The sequence below is a fragment of the Microcoleus sp. FACHB-68 genome (assembly GCF_014695715.1).
Taxonomy (GTDB): Bacteria; Cyanobacteriota; Cyanobacteriia; order Cyanobacteriales; family Oscillatoriaceae; genus FACHB-68.
In genome coordinates, this window is the sequence record NZ_JACJOT010000009.1 from 12,532 (window position 1) to 28,088 (window position 15,557).

The 15,557-nt window shown below is 43.0% G+C and carries 12 protein-coding genes and 1 pseudogene; 4 read left to right on the forward strand and 9 right to left on the reverse strand.

Going from position 1 to position 15,557, the window contains the following annotated elements; all coding sequences use genetic code 11:
* Positions 1–14 precede the first annotated feature (14 nt).
* Genes H6F73_RS15575 through H6F73_RS15590 form a run of 4 tightly spaced genes read right to left on the reverse strand, consistent with a single transcriptional unit; the run spans position 15 to position 6,048 of the window.
* Positions 15–761: a DUF928 domain-containing protein gene (locus H6F73_RS15575; RefSeq protein ID WP_147682478.1), complete on the reverse strand. Its 747-nt coding sequence runs from the start codon at positions 759–761 to the stop codon at positions 15–17.
* Positions 758–3,214: a CHASE2 domain-containing protein gene (locus tag H6F73_RS15580; protein ID WP_190759688.1), complete on the reverse strand. Its 2,457-nt coding sequence runs from the start codon at positions 3,212–3,214 to the stop codon at positions 758–760. Before H6F73_RS15580 ends, H6F73_RS15575 begins: the two co-directional genes overlap by 4 nt.
* 51 nt (positions 3,215–3,265) lie before the next feature.
* Positions 3,266–4,609 carry a DUF1822 family protein gene (locus H6F73_RS15585; protein ID WP_190759689.1) on the reverse strand — a complete coding sequence of 448 codons (1,344 nt, stop codon included), beginning with the start codon at positions 4,607–4,609 and terminating at the stop codon, positions 3,266–3,268.
* Positions 4,606–6,048: a hypothetical protein gene (locus H6F73_RS15590; protein WP_190759690.1), complete on the reverse strand. Its 1,443-nt coding sequence runs from the start codon at positions 6,046–6,048 to the stop codon at positions 4,606–4,608. The genes H6F73_RS15585 and H6F73_RS15590 overlap by 4 nt, the downstream gene beginning before the upstream one ends.
* Positions 6,049–6,577: 529 nt before the next feature.
* Here H6F73_RS15590 and H6F73_RS15595 point away from each other — a divergent pair.
* Entirely contained in the window at positions 6,578–8,992 is a 2,415-nt protein-coding gene (locus H6F73_RS15595) for a PAS domain S-box protein (protein WP_190759691.1), read from the forward strand.
* A 140-nt stretch (positions 8,993–9,132) separates the two neighbouring features.
* Here H6F73_RS15595 and H6F73_RS15600 read toward each other — a convergent pair whose 3' ends face one another.
* A complete protein-coding gene (locus tag H6F73_RS15600) occupies positions 9,133–9,468 on the reverse strand; it encodes a KGK domain-containing protein (protein ID WP_190759692.1) in 336 nt (111 codons plus the stop codon).
* Between the two features lie 54 nt (positions 9,469–9,522).
* On the opposite strand from H6F73_RS15600, the gene H6F73_RS15605 reads away from it, so the two are divergent.
* The 3 genes and pseudogenes from H6F73_RS15605 (at position 9,523) to H6F73_RS15615 (ending at position 11,542) form a co-directional block, all read left to right on the forward strand.
* Positions 9,523–10,374, forward strand: a complete 852-nt coding sequence (locus tag H6F73_RS15605) for a DUF72 domain-containing protein (protein ID WP_190759693.1) — start codon at positions 9,523–9,525, stop codon at positions 10,372–10,374.
* A 24-nt stretch (positions 10,375–10,398) separates the two neighbouring features.
* Entirely contained in the window at positions 10,399–10,590 is a 192-nt protein-coding gene (locus tag H6F73_RS15610) for a hypothetical protein (RefSeq protein ID WP_190760062.1), read from the forward strand.
* A gap of 69 nt (positions 10,591–10,659) precedes the next feature.
* Positions 10,660–11,542, forward strand: a pseudogene (locus tag H6F73_RS15615) (IS982 family transposase).
* 127 nt (positions 11,543–11,669) lie between these two features.
* On the opposite strand, the gene H6F73_RS15620 reads toward H6F73_RS15615, so the two are convergent.
* The 4 genes from H6F73_RS15620 to H6F73_RS15635 form a co-directional block, all read right to left on the reverse strand.
* Complete coding sequence (locus H6F73_RS15620; RefSeq protein ID WP_190759694.1) at positions 11,670–12,764, reverse strand: T3SS effector HopA1 family protein; 1,095 nt, start codon at positions 12,762–12,764, stop codon at positions 11,670–11,672.
* A gap of 55 nt (positions 12,765–12,819) precedes the next feature.
* Positions 12,820–13,965 (reverse strand): hypothetical protein, encoded by a 1,146-nt coding sequence (locus H6F73_RS15625; RefSeq protein ID WP_190759695.1) that lies wholly within the window; start codon positions 13,963–13,965, stop codon positions 12,820–12,822.
* A 150-nt stretch (positions 13,966–14,115) separates the two neighbouring features.
* Entirely contained in the window at positions 14,116–14,307 is a 192-nt protein-coding gene (locus H6F73_RS15630) for a bacteriocin (protein WP_190759696.1), read from the reverse strand.
* A gap of 90 nt (positions 14,308–14,397) precedes the next feature.
* The gene (locus tag H6F73_RS15635) at positions 14,398–15,519 is read right to left on the reverse strand and encodes a T3SS effector HopA1 family protein (protein WP_190759697.1); all 1,122 of its coding nucleotides are present in this window, start codon (positions 15,517–15,519) and stop codon (positions 14,398–14,400) included.
* Positions 15,520–15,557: the final 38 nt, after the last annotated feature.

Genomic DNA, 15,557 nt, shown 5'->3' on the forward strand with positions numbered 1-15,557 from the left:
CAAGCAGTCGCCTATCAAGATGCAGAGTCATTTGGCTCATTTTTTGGACAGAAGTTCTGAGATTGAATTTGCTTGATCGCTGCGGTTAGTGCCGGCGAAGGATTGGAGACTGAATAGAGTTCCTGTAGTGCATCTGCCCAAAGTTCTTGCTTTGCAAAGTAGTTAGCTTTCTCTAAGGCAATGGTTTCCTCTGAGGCACCTTGAAGTTGCTCTTGGAGTTGGGTTAACTCGGCTGAGATGCGATCGCGCTTTTGCGGTTCCATGATTTGAAATGCCGGCTGTTTAATGGGAAACGGAGCAGTTAATCGCCATTCATAGGTTTGTCCGGGTTGCAACGGTTCCCCATCATAAAGAAGGCCGGTGGCTTCTTCTGGAATGTCGCGACTCCACAATGACTCGGTACTTCCCTCAACAAATAGCTCAATTTGTTTTGGTGTTCCTCCTTGCCAGAGAAACAGGGGACGATCAGTCCAAATCTTTGGAGTTTCTTGACTTTCCTCCTGATTAGCATCAAAATTAACTAATTTTATAGGAGCAAACACACAAATTTCTCCCTCATTTCCCCGTGAACCTTTGCCCCTTCTTTTTGGTCGGATTTCGTCCACAATGTCTCCTACTGATGTAGCCAAAACATTTCTTTTGATTGCTGTGACGGATGGGTGAGGTTGTGGAATAGCAGCTTGAAGCGGTAAAGCCGGCAAACTTAGCAAAACAAGGAAGGTTTTTAAAAGAGTAAATTGGATCGAATTCAATTGATTCATGATGCTTTCTCCTGTTGGTTAGCTTTAATATACTTCCAAAATAATATCGTGGGTAAAAACCAAGGCAATAAAATTCCTGCTGAGATATAAATTTGCAAGGAAGCGATAAAATAAATGAGTGTAGCTCCTCTTAACTTCCACAACCACTGCTGCCGTTGTTGGGGACGATCTTGTAAGATTAAGGTTGTCCATTTTCCGAATAATGCTAATAGTAAAATTATCCAACTATCCGGAATCGGAATCACTAATCTTTTTGTGAGAAAATGATGCAGCATATAAGCATGGGCTTCCCCGCCGGCAAATCTTTCTTCTTGCCAGCCTCGCCAAAATCCAATCGCTAAAGGAATGGCATAATTATCTTCATTTTTTCCTTCTAAACCCGCACCTTTATATCCGCCAGGAATAATCAGAACAATTTGATTCTTAAAGGTTTCAGGAACGGTTCCTTTTCCTTCACAATCTCCTAGTAATTTACAGGCGGAAACTCTTTGATAGGCAGCAGTAGGGGGAATTGAAAAATCTAGAATTGGATAGAACCATAATTGCAGAAAATTGTGCGAAAACTCAGCCAACGGATGCAAGCGTAGTTGCTGTAAAAATTTAACGGATTGATTATTAAGATTTTTGCGCTCAAGATAGTTCATAAGGGAAGCATGAAAGAGCGTTTGATTTTTTAAACTAGGTGCCGGCATCCCAGGAGGGGGTTCTTGATTTAAACGATAAGTTAAGGCTAAAAGATAAGCAAACGGATAAATATGATTACTCTCAACGTTTGCCGGCAACAGTTCCATGTACCAATTGAATGACGAGATATCTCCTTCTAAACTCCAATTAAGGCTGGCAATCTCTCGACTGACTCGGCTTCTCCTTGTATACTCACCTTCTCCTGAAGCAAAGACAAACCAAGTCTTTTGCTTAACCGCATTTTCAATCGTTTTTTTTAATTTAAAATGATTGTTCTGTTGTTTTTTATCATCTAAAATATAATCAATTCCAATAACTTGAGCTTCTAACTGAGTGAGCCGTTCTAATAGGGCTGCTAAATAACTATAATCAAGAGGATAAACTTGATCGCTTGGATAGGTATTTGCCTGAAGCGATTCCTCATCGATTTGAATCACTTGGATAGGAGAGTTGCCTGTTGCCGGCACTTGCCAGGTAACTTGGCGATAGACAGCCTGAAGCCAAATGCGCGACTCTAATAGTAAGCTTTGAACAGGCGGTAATAAACTCAAAAACATGATGGCAGCTAGCCAGCGGGCTTCTTTTGGCGTTGGCAACCAGCGTTTTAGAGAATCAAAAAGACCAAAAGGTTTAATACAAAATAGCTCGGCTTCTGGATGAAGGAATAGGGAGGGAACGAGGTAAGCGGAAGGATAAGAAAGACGCTTTTCTTCTTTCTTTAAAAATTGACAAGCATCTCCTAAAGCTTCATGAACATCTTTGTATTCAGCCAAGCTTTTGAGAAACTGCATCAAAAATTCTTGCGCCACCTGATTGTGGATGGGTTCTCGCATCACAGCCACTTGACTTAACCCTAAGTTAATTAGGGATTCGGCAATATTAATGCCACTACAGGAGTTAAAAATTGCAAACTGAAGCCCTCGTTTTTTCGCCTGTTTGAGAGAGTCTTCAATTTCAGTTATCGAAATAGAGGTGTGAGGTGCAATGCCTAATTCTCCACCCGTTAGGGCCGTTTCATTACTGTGGCCGGCAAAAAATAAGATATCCCAACCTCGCTCATCTGTAATCGCACGAGCTATTTCATTCTTGAGTAAATTAGCCTCAAAAAATTCAGTTTCTATACGATGGATATTAAATTCAGTGTTCTCTTCATTCTTTTTCCAACCAATAATCTTTATCTCTGCAACATTATAGAGAGATCGCAGTGCTTCTTTGTCCTGTTCAAAATTTAAGCCGGTATCATCTCCTAAAATCGCTAAAATTCTGGCTTTACGGCGAATCGGACGGACAGTTTCGCTGAGAATATTGGCGGGAGTGCGAGCAATACGGATTCTTTGAGACGCACCCAAATCTGTACCAATTTTCCAAGTTTCCCACGGCAACCGCGCCAATTCTAGGGGAGTACAAGTTAGGAATATTTCAACCCAGTGAGGTGCCGGTTTATGCGTTGCTTTAGCAATTTCACCGCGAATGCTAACCAATTCAGGACTTAGCAACCAACCTTGAAATTCCTCCACCAACTGAGCTTCTGCTTCCACCAGTTCCTGACGCCAATCAATAGGGCTAGAACCCTTGCCGCTGATGACTTTTCGCCCGCGCAGCCGCTTATAATAGTTGAGGTAGGCGTTTTGCCACTTTTCGTAACTTCTCATCAATGAGGAAGGATAATTCAGGGTTACAGAGATAATCTTCCCTTTACCCCAAGACAACTCAAAGTCGCAAATTGTACCGGCTTGCCTCACCCTGATCTTAAAAACTGTTTTATCCATTATCGAATTTTGGATTTTAGATTTAAGAGCGTCCCTTTATTTCTATCTCTGTTACTCTCTGGAAAATTCAAACGGGGGCAAGGTTTGCATTTCCCCAATTTCCGAAGTGATAGTTGCTATAAATTTATCTTCATAACTCCCCACCACTTGCGTAAAAATATAATCCTGATTCCCGTCAGGTTCCAGCAATTCTTCTGCCAAAATTTCTGTCTGATCACTCACTTGCAACGTAATGCTATGGTGTGGTTGAGTGCCGGCAATTACTTTTAATATTAGTAACAACGTCCACTCATCCTCTGGAAGAGACCAAACAACAGCAAAAAGTCGCAACCGGCATCCGAAGGTTAAGTCTCTATAAGCGCGACCGGCACTTGCTGGAATTTCTAACTGATGACTACGACTAATTTCTATGAGAATTGCTTCTAAATCTTGGGCGGGGATTTCTTCAGTTCTGCTAAGAGAAACTGAGATTGACTCACTTCCGCGCAAGGGTGAGGCTGCCGGCAACACTTGCCAATACAAATTTTGCATCACTTCATTCACCCGATTGCCTAACCACTCTCTTACATTTACAGCTTGCTGAGTTAAATTTTGCAATAATTCTGATAAATGCTCGGTAACATTTATTGTATTTTCTGTTAAAAATTGGTAAAGCCAATGAAGTAAAGCCGGCGTTGTTAGCACTGCTACTCCTTGTTCCCACGTCAAAACGTCCCATAAAGGCCGGTTACGCATTTGGGGTAATAATGTTAATAGTGTTGCCTGCATCTGAGCTAAAGTAGCTTGACGATTCGCTGGCATTTCAGGTAAAGGAATTGCAGTTGGATCTAAACATTGCAAATAAAGCAACAGTTCATCAGATTCCCGATTAAACCAAGCTAAGGGAAGTTGATAAGTCCAGTCGGCTTCCGGTTGTAATTGAGATTGATAATTTATTAGTTGATCATATCTTAAGAAACCTAAAATTGAAGCCAATTCTAATTTCTCTTCAACTCCAATAATCACATAAAAATGGGAAATAAATTCCGGTAAATCTACGATGACTCTGGAAACCGTTACTTCTTCGTCAGCAAAAGAAATAGTTGGAATCAGGCAAACTTTAAATTTAGCAACTTTTAAATTGCAAATAGCATCAATCACTTGTGTGTATTGAGGTTGCCAAACTGAAGCTTGTTCGCTCTCTATGGCAATTCCTGGCTCTCTTTTCTGTAGCCATTCTTCAAAACTAAACAGAGACAAGGCTTGCAGGTAAATCGACCACTTTCTGCTGTCATTAATTGCCTGTTCGCTCAGTTCTAAAGCTTGCTCATATTGCGCCGGCTCTAGAGAAATTGTCTCAGTCAATCCTTCAAATTCCACCCAATCATCTGTTAAATCGCTCAAGTCGTTCATCATTTTTCTTCATTCCTGGTTTCAAGATATTGGCAAATTTTTTGAGCCAAGGGACTATTAATAATTCGATTTTGTCCCCTGTAGGCTTCTTTTTGAGCGCTCTCAATGATTGTGAAAACCTCTTCACCCAAAGCTGCTTGCACTTTTGAGTCTAAGTCTTGAAGTTGCATTGGGGTGGCGTAGAATTTAGCTAGCTCTAAAACGCAGTCTCGCAAACACAATAACGTTCTACGTCCGACATCGGTACGCAAGTTTTTAAGTTCTAGCAACCGGCTCACTTGCGGTTGATCTTTCAAACCCAATCTGGGAGCAATTTCTTTCATAGCAACTCCCTGACAGTGAAACAAGTGGAGTGCTAACAAGAAGTTTTGCGCTTTCTGGTCTTTTTTGCGTTGCCAATAGGTAAAGCGAGCTTGAATTACCTGTTTGACAGATTGAGCTAAACAGTTGTTAAATTGCTGACGATAGCCGGCTAAAAATTCCGACTGCTCATCAGAAGAATCATCTCTACTATTAGCCGCGCTTTGCAGAGAATTCTCAGATATTTTAAAAGATTCTGCCGGCACGCTTCCCCCCCTAGCGCGAACGCGATCAGCTCGGATTAGCTGAGCCAGATTTTGCAATTCTTCCAGAACCTTTTCAGGAGATATTGTTCGACTAGCTGATAACTGCTCAGCCATTTGATGCAATTGCGAAGCCGTTGGATCTGGATACCGGCTCTTATCTCCAGACTTGCGCTGAGAAAGAACTTGGGTGCGATAAACATTGTGATAGCTATGGAGTAATTGGAGTGCTTGGCTAATTTCCGTGGGAGTCCGGTCAAATTCCGATAAAATTCGCTTTAACCGTCCGGGGTTCATGTAGTTTAAAACCATCCAGTTCGTGAGCTGTTCAATTCCGTGTTCCAGCAGGAATCTTTTAAGCATCGAATCGCTTTTTACCATCCTGACTGTCCAAGTTGATAAGTTGCTTTTTTCTGGATCAAAAGAGTGCAACGTTCGATTAGTGACAGATGAATCGGTTGTTTGATTTTCGTCTATTTCCTGACGCGTTGAAATAAGGGTAGATTGAGCAATTTTATCTAAGCTAGGTAGAGACGATACGGATAAAGCCGTGCCTGCATCTAGTACCAATGGCAACAAATCCGCGCTGGTGAAGTCATGGTTTTCGCCAAATTTTTGTTCGAGTTGCAGGCAAAATTCCTTAATTTGATGAGAGATAAAGCAGCGCAAACAAACACCTGCCATTTGACGACGAGGATCATCACTGCGGAACCATTCTATGAGTTGGCGTTGGAGTTGCCGGTGTGGCACATCTTCTCGTTCAGCTAGGCTGGGAAATTGCTCGTGAAAAAAAGCTTTTGCCTCCTCAACTTCTTCAGTTCGGCACTTGCCGAGACGATCAATCCTCACCAAGAGCCAATATTTCGATGCCGTACCCATCGCTATTTCACCCAACTGTGCTTTGCTGACCTGAAATTTTTCCTAATTCTCTCACCGGCTGGGTTGTTATTGGCTGACTCGCTCTGCAGTTGGTTCACATACAGCAGTTAGGCTAGATCAGGCCCGATGTGAGTGGGAAACAGAACCTCTCAAATAAAGAAGTGATCTGCGCTGCGGCGGTTGGTACTGGGCAATTTGAGCTGATAAATTGGCATTTGAATGAGGGTTAGCGGCAACTTGGTTGAGACTGACTTGATTAGCAACAGTTGCAACAATGATGCCAATCCTCAGCATCCTCAGGCGCACAGAGCAGAGTGGTTAGAAATCTTTTCATTTTAATAGCCTTCCTGTGTGTTCTACTGGGCTATATCTTCAGTCAGGCTGAGGATATGTATTTTTTAATCCACAATGGGGTATCTCATATCTTGCGACAGACTGAAGTCATGTCTGTGTCAGTCATGATATGACAGAGTTATCGAGCGTATTGATCAATTTTTGAATTCGTGTCTCACCGGCAAGGAAACTTTTGATGAAGGAACTGGAGCGGCAAACAGCCTCACAAACAGCGGAGGAGGCAGCAGTTGAGCGAGGCATTGCTGAAGCCCGCGAACACTTCCTTGAGCTTGTGCGGGGACTCGATGCCATTGTGTGGGAGATGGATGCTGCTACATGGAAGTTCACCTTCGTCAGTGATCGTGCCGAAGCAATTCTTGGCTACCCTATCAGTCAGTGGGATGAGGAACCCAATTTCTGGCAACACCGGCTCCTCCATCCAGAAGATCGCAACGGGTGCGTTGAGTTGTTTATGTGCGCCATCAGTGAAGGGCTAGATCGCCAATTTCAATACCGGGCAATTGCCGCTGATGGACGCACTGTCTGGCTCAAAGATTGCCTGCAAGTTGTGCGCGACAAAAGCGGCTGCGTCAAGCTGTTGCGCGGTGTGGCAGTCGATATTACCCAAGAAAAACTCACTGAAGAAGAAAATCAGCAACTTTTGCAAGAACGCGCCGCACGAGTTGAAGTTGAGAAAGTTCAAGAAGCCCTTTGCAAAAGTGAAGAACGCTATCGCCGCCTTGTTGAAGCGATCTGTCAAATCATTTGGGACACCAAAGCTGAGGGTGAATTCGTTAACCCTCAGCCCGGTTGGAGTGCTTTCACCGGCCAAAGTTTTGACGAGTTGAAAGGCTGGGGCTGGCTCAATGCGATTCACCCTGATGATCAAGCGCACACTGCCGCCGTGTGGGGTGCTGCCCTTGCCAACCGCACCCTCTACGAGGTTGAACACCGGCTGTTGCGTTACGATGGCGAATACCGAGATATGAGCGTGCGGGCAGTGCCGGTGTTAGAAGCCGACGGCAGCGTTCGAGAGTGGGTTGGCGTTCACACCGATATTACCGACCGCAAACGCGCTGAAAATGCCCTCAAGGAAAGTGAACACCGCTACGCACAGATCCTTGATTCATTGCAAGATATGGTGTTTTGTAAAGCTGCCAACTCAGTCGTCGTCTACGCCAATAAAGCCGCTTGTAACTACTATGGAAAAACTCAGGAGGAGCTTCGCGGCATCACAGACGTACCTTTCAATGAACTCGATTATACCCAACAGTACCTTAAAGACGACTTGCAAGTTTTCACCACCGGCCAGCCGGTTGAAATATTAGAAGAACCCAACGTTCGCGCAGACGGTCAAACGCGTTTCTTTCACACAATTAAATGCCCCATCTTTGATACAAACGGCAATGTTGTTGAAATTGTAGGTGTTTCTCGCGACATCACCGACCGTAAGCAAGAGGGGGAGGTGCGAGAGCGAGCTTTAGCTGAAGCCGAAGCAGCACGTGCTGAACTGCAACGGGTATTTATGCAAGCGCCGGCAGCCATTGCAACCACGCGTGGGCCAAGCCATATTACAGAAACGTTGAACCCGCTATATATGCAGATTTTGGGTAATCGCAATATCATCGGCAAGCCGGTTCGTGAGGCATTTCCAGACTTGGAAGGGCAAGGTTTCTTTGAGTTATTAGATCAAGTTTATGCCACTGGAATCGCCTTTGTCGGCAACGAAATGCCGTCAGTTTTCGACCGTAAAGGGGATGGCGTTTTAGAAGAAAGCTTTTGGAATTTTGTCTACCAACCGTTATTCGATGTTGACAATCAAGTTTATGGCATTATGACCCACGCAGTCGAAGTCACTGACCAAGTACGAGCCAGACAAGAAATTGAGAAAAAAGCCGAGGAACTTGCTCGTTTAAGTGAAGCCTTGGAGCGCAGCAATCAAGAATTAGAGCAGTTTGCTTATGTCACTTCTCATGATTTAAAAGCACCCTTGCGAGGCATTGCAAGTTTATCGGAATGGATAGAAGAAGACATGGGAGAACACCTCACTAGAGAATCCCGCAAACACATGATTTTGCTGCGTGGGCGAGTTCACCGCATGGAAGCTTTGATTGAGGGAATTTTGCAATATTCTCGTGCCGGTCGCCTGCAAGTTACCGAGACGGTGAATGTTAAAACTTTGTTATCTGAATCAATCGATTTGCTCGCACCGCCCCCTGAAGCAAAGATTATCGTTGAGCCGGAAATGCCCATCCTAAAGACTGAGCGGGTGCCATTGCAGCAAGTATTTATGAACTTAATTAACAATGCGATCAAGCACGCACAAAAATCTGATATTTGTGTGCGAGTGGGAGGACGCAAAGTTGGAAAATATTATGAGTTCTGTGTCTCTGATAATGGCCCTGGAATTGCGCCTGAGTATCATCAAAAAATTTGGGTAATCTTTCAAAGGTTAGAATCACGAGATAAGCACGAAGGCACCGGCATTGGTCTTTCAGTGGTGAAGAAAATTATTGAAAGCCGAGGCGGCAAGGTTTGGATTGAGTCTGAAGTGGGTGCCGGCGCAGCTTTCTATTTTACATGGCCCAAAGACTTATCCGGGAAATTATAATTTATTGATATAGCAATCCTAAATTGGTTGTAATTTTTATAGCGAGCAAGATGCCGGCACTCCAGCTTTTTCGGGTGATGAGCCTTAACCAATCACAGAGAATTGCTATAGTTTATTAAAAGTAAAATACGCTTAAATTATTAGACAGAGTCTTGCTGAGGGTTATCTTTAATCATTTGCCGAATATCATCTAGCGGTGATTCGGGTTCATCTGGATAAAATTCTAAAACTAATTTAACTTTTAATCTGCCTTTCCGCCATTTTGAAGAACCTAATTTTAATAACTCGCAGGGAATCCCTTCATTTAGAAAAATTTCTCGTGAATTTAACGCACTAAGCAAATATTTATGCAAAATCTCTGAGATACTAGAAAGTTTAACTATAGGATATGGCCAGCAAGCGGTAGTATCATTCTTATTTACTAAATTCAAAAGATCTTCAGCTTTATCATTTAATACTTCAAATTCATCTGTCATGTTAACCTCCAACAGTTTTAGTTAGAATTGATAAAAATATTCTACTATAAAAGCATGAACTTCTTTATTGGGTGCGCGGTTTGGGCTTATAAAGGCTGGGTGGGAGAACTTTATCCACCGGCATCTAAACCAAAAGACTTTTTGCAACTATATAGCCGGCGATTTACAACTGTTGAAGGCAACACCACATTTTACGCGATTCCAGATAAAGAAACCGTTGCACGATGGAAAGCAGAAACACCGAAAGGTTTTGAATTTTGTCTCAAATTGCCGCGAGATTTAACCCATAACGGTTTGCTGCAATCTTCCATACCGGCAGCTTTAAAATTTTTAGAACAAATGCAAGAATTGGGCAATCGTCTCGGCCCGATCTTCGCCCAACTTCCCCCCAGCTACAGCCCAGAATTACTCGACGATCTCACCGGCTTTCTTGAAGCTTGGCCGCGAAATGCCCCCTTAGCCTTAGAAGTGCGTCATGCTGACTGGTTCAAAGAACCTCACATCGGCAAATTAAATGCAGTTTTGCAAGACTTAGGCATTGGGCGAGTATTGCTAGATACTAGACCTGTTTATAGCAGTCCAGAGGACGCCCAGTTGCATTTATACCGGCGCAAACCCCAACTGCCGGTGCAACCCACGATCACAGCACCCTTTAGCCTGATCCGCTTTATCAGCCATCCCAGCCGGCAGTACAACCAAGAATTTTTAGAGGAATGGGTTTCCTTAGTTGATGGATACTTGCGTCAAGGCATCCGGGTTTATTTCTTTGTCCACTGCCCAGTTGATGAAAAATCACCCGGAACCGCCCGTTATTTCCAACAGTTACTTGAACAGCAGAATGCGCCGGTGCCGGCACTTCCTTGGGACACGATTGAGCAGACACCGACTCAGTTAAATTTGTTTTGAAGTTGTAATAGAGGGGGATTGGGCATGGGGGATTGGGCATGGGGCATGGGGCATGGGGCATGGGGGATTGGGCAAGGCTTCGCCAACAAGAACGGTAGGGGCATGGTGCATGGGGCATGGGGGATTGGGCATGGGGCATTGAAAACTCAGAACTCCATATCCCCACTCATTCCTCAAAACTTCTCTTCCCAACTCAAAACTCACTCCTCAACCTGAGTTCGGGATAAGGAAGGGACAAGCAAGTAAGCTAGAAGTCATCACACAACAGCAATACTTGCTCGTCCCATGCCCCGTCTAGAAGAACTATTTTGCGCTGTCGATGATTTCTGTCTTCTTTTTGAACCTATGTGGCATAAACAACTGATGGGGGATGGACTCAAACACCGTCACCGCCCTCGTCGGCTATGCCTAAGTGAAATCATGACCATCATGATTGCATTTCATCAATCCCATTACCGGAACTTCAAAGCGTTTTACCTCCATCAAGTCATGGGACAGTGGCATCAAGCCTTTCCCGGCGTTGGTCAGTTATCAACGCTTTGTAGAATGGATGCCCTCCACAAGTCATGCCTTTGAGTATCTATCTCCACACTTGTTTTGGTGAGTGGAAAGGGGTGTCTGTAATGGACTCTACCAAGATTGGGGTGTGTCACAACCGACGGATTAAAAAGCACAAAGTCTTCAAGGATATCGGCAGGCGGGGCAAGACTTCTGTGGATTGGTTCAAAGGTTTTAAGCGACATCTGGTTTGTAATGACCTTGGGGAACTACTGAATATCGCTGTGACTCCTGGGAATTGCATTTGACCGTCAACCTGTCCTCAATCTGCTCAAAGGGTTATCTGGTAAGGTGGTGGCTGAGCGAGGCTATATATCTCAGAAGTTGTTTGAGCAACTGTTAACCAATGTGGGGATTCAACTGATTACCAAGCCGAAACGCAATATGAAAAATAAGCTGATCACACTGATGGATAAGCTGCTCACTCGTAAACGCTCGATGATTGAGACAATTACCCTTCCAACTGAAAAACATTTCTCAGATTGAGCATTCCAGGCATCGCAGTCCGGTCAACTTCTTGGTCAATTTGGTCTGTGGATTGATTGCCTATTGCCATCAGCCCAAGAAGCCCTCTCTCAATATCAATGCGTTTTTCCTCCCTTCGGCTTAACCCGAACTCAGGTTAAAAATAAACAGGGTTGTTTTTTAACAGAATAATGAGCAAAAAAAAACAGAATCATGCTGAAATCTTTGCTATGTAATTTTTAACCTGTCACGAATCAACTCACACCGCTGGACTAGCCCAATGGTGTGTAGATATCTTCCGAGTTAGGATTGAGATAGGGACGCTCTGGGTCAAGCCCCAAGCGCTCAAAGTGTTGGATGATATATTTCATCCGAGCTTCTTTTGATTCATCACCGTTTTGATGAGCTTCAAGCATTGCATTGGCAACAATTTCGCAGCGGTTTTCTCCAAACTGTTGTTGCAGTCCGAACTGTAGTTCAGAAGCAGGATGCTCGGCTAACCCAATACCAGGCGCGAGTGCTTTGGTAAATATGGGAACCTGCTTCTGAAAATGGCATTTATTTTCTGCATAAATCGCTTGTAAGACTGGTAAAAGAATTTCTTTGTATTGGTAAGACTCGTCTGGGTTAAAAGGAAACTTGAGGAATCCTGAGTTATACAATCTGTAGTTCAAAGGGTTGTGTAATACCTCGAAGGCGAAGGGGATTTTTACTTCATTCAATTTTGTAGTTACGCACTTCATAGCCCAAACAGCAGCTTCAGGGCTGAAGTTGAAATAAACAACTATTCCGTCACTGTAAAACTTTAGAGGGGGTACACCACCTATGCCATCGCCATTTGCTCTATACCTATTTCCATTAATAAAGCTAGAAGGTAACGATATTGCTACTGGCTCGCTTACAGTAGCTGATTGCAAGGCTAAAGGAAGATGACGCTCTCGCTGGATGTGTAGCATCACACCATCGAATTCTACGGCAAGGCTACCATCAACTTCCTGTCTTATGATGCGGTATCCTGGATGAAACCAACCTCTCCCTTTATTGTTCTTGTCCAGTTGTTCATAAAATTCCCAGTCTATTTCTCGGGAATCTATTTCTTGTATAATTTGTTCGTTCGTCTTAATTCCTGGGCTTACTTCTCTGATACGCGAACCTTCAAAGTAAATGCTATGTATAAATTTTAATAACTCCGAGTTTAAATACTTATCCTGAATTTCCCTCGGCATTTTTTGCAGTTGTGCCACAGTAGCAGCAGGAGTTTCTATAGGAAGATAGTAAGAATGACTGATGCGGAATTCGGAGGATTCTATTTGAATATTGTCAGCAATATCATGTAAAGTCTCCTGTAAAGTGGGTGGGAATTGCATGATAGATACTCCTACATCCTGTTGTAACAGGATATTGAATCAAAAATTATAAAATTTAAATTGACAGGAATTTTTCTGGTTTGCATAGTAATTGTGCAGCAATGAAAAAATAGAGGTTCTGGTGATTTAAAGCAATCTGTGGCTGAAGTTGAAACTCTGTTAAGAGTTGATAAATTAAACCAAGCCCAGCAAACTGAATAACCCGTTTGATAAATTCCGGATAATCTTCTAAAACTTTTGGGTAAGTATTGATATAAGCTTTGGTCATGGCTACAATTGAAGGACGAACGACTTCTAGAGGGATTGTGGCTAGCTGTATAGATTTTTTTATTTCAATAGCAGGATGCACAATCATACTATCTATCCATAAGAGAAAATAGCCAAGAATTGCTTTTCCTAAATCGCAAGCCGGATCGCCCCAACTATATGCTTCCCAATCACTAAGCTTAATTATGCTCTTATCAGAATGCTGAATTTCCGATACACAATTCTCCCAATTCTGGGGTATGAAAATTTTATGAAATTGAATATTATTGTGTGTTAAGCAGCAGTGGCGATGATTCAACACCAGCTCTGTAACTACTTCCCTCACAGCTTCAGATTTTTGAAAAATACCAAGAAATCTCCAACAAACAGCTTGAGTCTTCTTTAAACTCTCAGGTTCAATCCGGCTGACAAGATAGTCAGAAAGATAATCAGGATAAGGAAGTTGGTAGTGAAGTTGGCTTTCTGAAACCTCAGACACAAAAGTGTGGCACTGCTGAGAATTTATTGTTTCAGAATGGAGTTTTGCTAAAGTAGTTCCAACTAATTCGGCTAGAAAATTTGGCAAAGATTCCTGATTTTTGTAGTATTTTTTTAGCGAAATATAATCAAATGGAAATTTGTATATTAGTATCAAATTGCTTTCATCAAAATAAAGTAATTCTGGAGTTAGTGACGAGACGTAATCTAAACTCTTATCAGACTGCAAAAAGTTATAAATGTGCCACTCTTTCCAAATTCTAATATCCTTATAAAGCCCGCTATAATGAGGAGTCTGTTTAACAAATAGCTTTCCTAGATTTCTCGGCAGCTCAATGACCCAATTAGAAGCTTTGCTACTAAGGTCAATTGTTAGATACTCTAAATCATCTTTCTGACATATAGCAGCATCTACTAAGTAATGGAATAAGTTTTTATAGTTTAGATTGATAGTCACGAAAAGCTTTTTTGTGCTGAGCGGGCGAGTATACTTTATAACTTCTTAATTTCCCAAAACAAGTATAGAGCGAGTATTAACCCGCCCTATATTTATTCAGACCAAATTCAATTTATATAACAAATGTCAAGTTTTGAACAGGAAATTGAATTAACCACACAATAGTAAGCTAAGGTTGCTTGGTTGAGGAGCCGGCCCACCACAATTTCTTTGAACTCCACCTCTTACTTGCTGTAATTCATCATCGGTCAGTTCATTCAAGAAGCTTTCGGAATCGGCAAAGAAGTCAGTTCCGGCGATTGTCACGTCATTATTTTCGTCATTATTTTTGGGATTAATCATTTGAGTTTCCTTTCAATGTGTAGTTGATTGCTATTATACGGTACAGTATTCTCCCGTAGGAAGTTCTTCTGCCATAAGAGCTAATCTTCATCAAAACTTCATATTCGTAGTATATATATCAAGAGAATTAGCATTCAGGTAGGGACGCAGCAATTCAACTCCCAAAAGTGAAAATTGCTGGAGGATAGAGGTCATCCGCGCCTCTGGGGAGTCATCAAGCGAGTGCCAAGCCTCGAGCAAGCCATTGGCAACTATTTGGCAGCGGTTCATCCCAAAGCTTTCTTGGTCGGCAAATTTGTGGTCTGGTTCCTCAGCTAGACCAACGCCTGGTGCCAGGAACTTGGTGAATAAGGGGACATCTGTGTTAAAGTGCGCTTTTGTTTGTGCATAAACACTCTCAAGAACCTGCCCGATGGCTTCATAGTGACTCTTCTCGAAATAGAGGACGCCTGAGTCATAGCGCTGATAGTCACCTGGGTTGTATAGCGTCTTAAAATGAAAGGGAATCGAGATGTTGTTTAACTGCTGCGTCAGACTGTCCATGACTGCTACAGCACCTTCTGGGTTGAAATTGAAGTAAATTCGCACAATTTCTGGTTCGCGCGTAGGATGACTCTCACTCCGCAGTCCTGCATTGCCAACTGCCACGTAGAACCCGTTTTGCACTAAATTACGAGGCATCCGGATCGCTACCAAGTCACCGATAGCGGCATTTTCGGCGAGTTGCAGATGCTTCTGTGGGTTAATGTGTAAAGTCAAACCGCCCTTAGTCACAGCAAGAGTACGGTCACTTGCTTGCCTCACTACAGACCAACCTGGGTCGAAATAGCCAGTACCCCGATTGCACTCGTGCAACCGATCGTAAAATGCTATGTCTACTCCTAAGCGGGTGTTGTTTTCTAAATCCTGGTGCAGTGGCAAACGATCTGAATCGGTATCGAGTGCGAAAAGCGAGCGCATAGAGCCGTTGTAATAGATACCGTAGAGAAACGATCGCAGTTGCAGGCTCAAATACTTATTCTGAATATCCGCAGGCATTCGCTGGAACCGGACGACCACTTCATCTGGTAATTCTAAGGGTTTGTAATTGGGATGGCGAATACAGAAGTTGGAGTGGATTTGCACATTGTTAACAATGTCTTGCAAACTCTCCAGTAGCTGTTGTGAAGCAAAATCTGGCTCTTGAGTTTGTGAAAAATTTTGTAGTTGCATGATAGTTTTGTCGTGGCTAAAAATTAATAGCAGTAGGT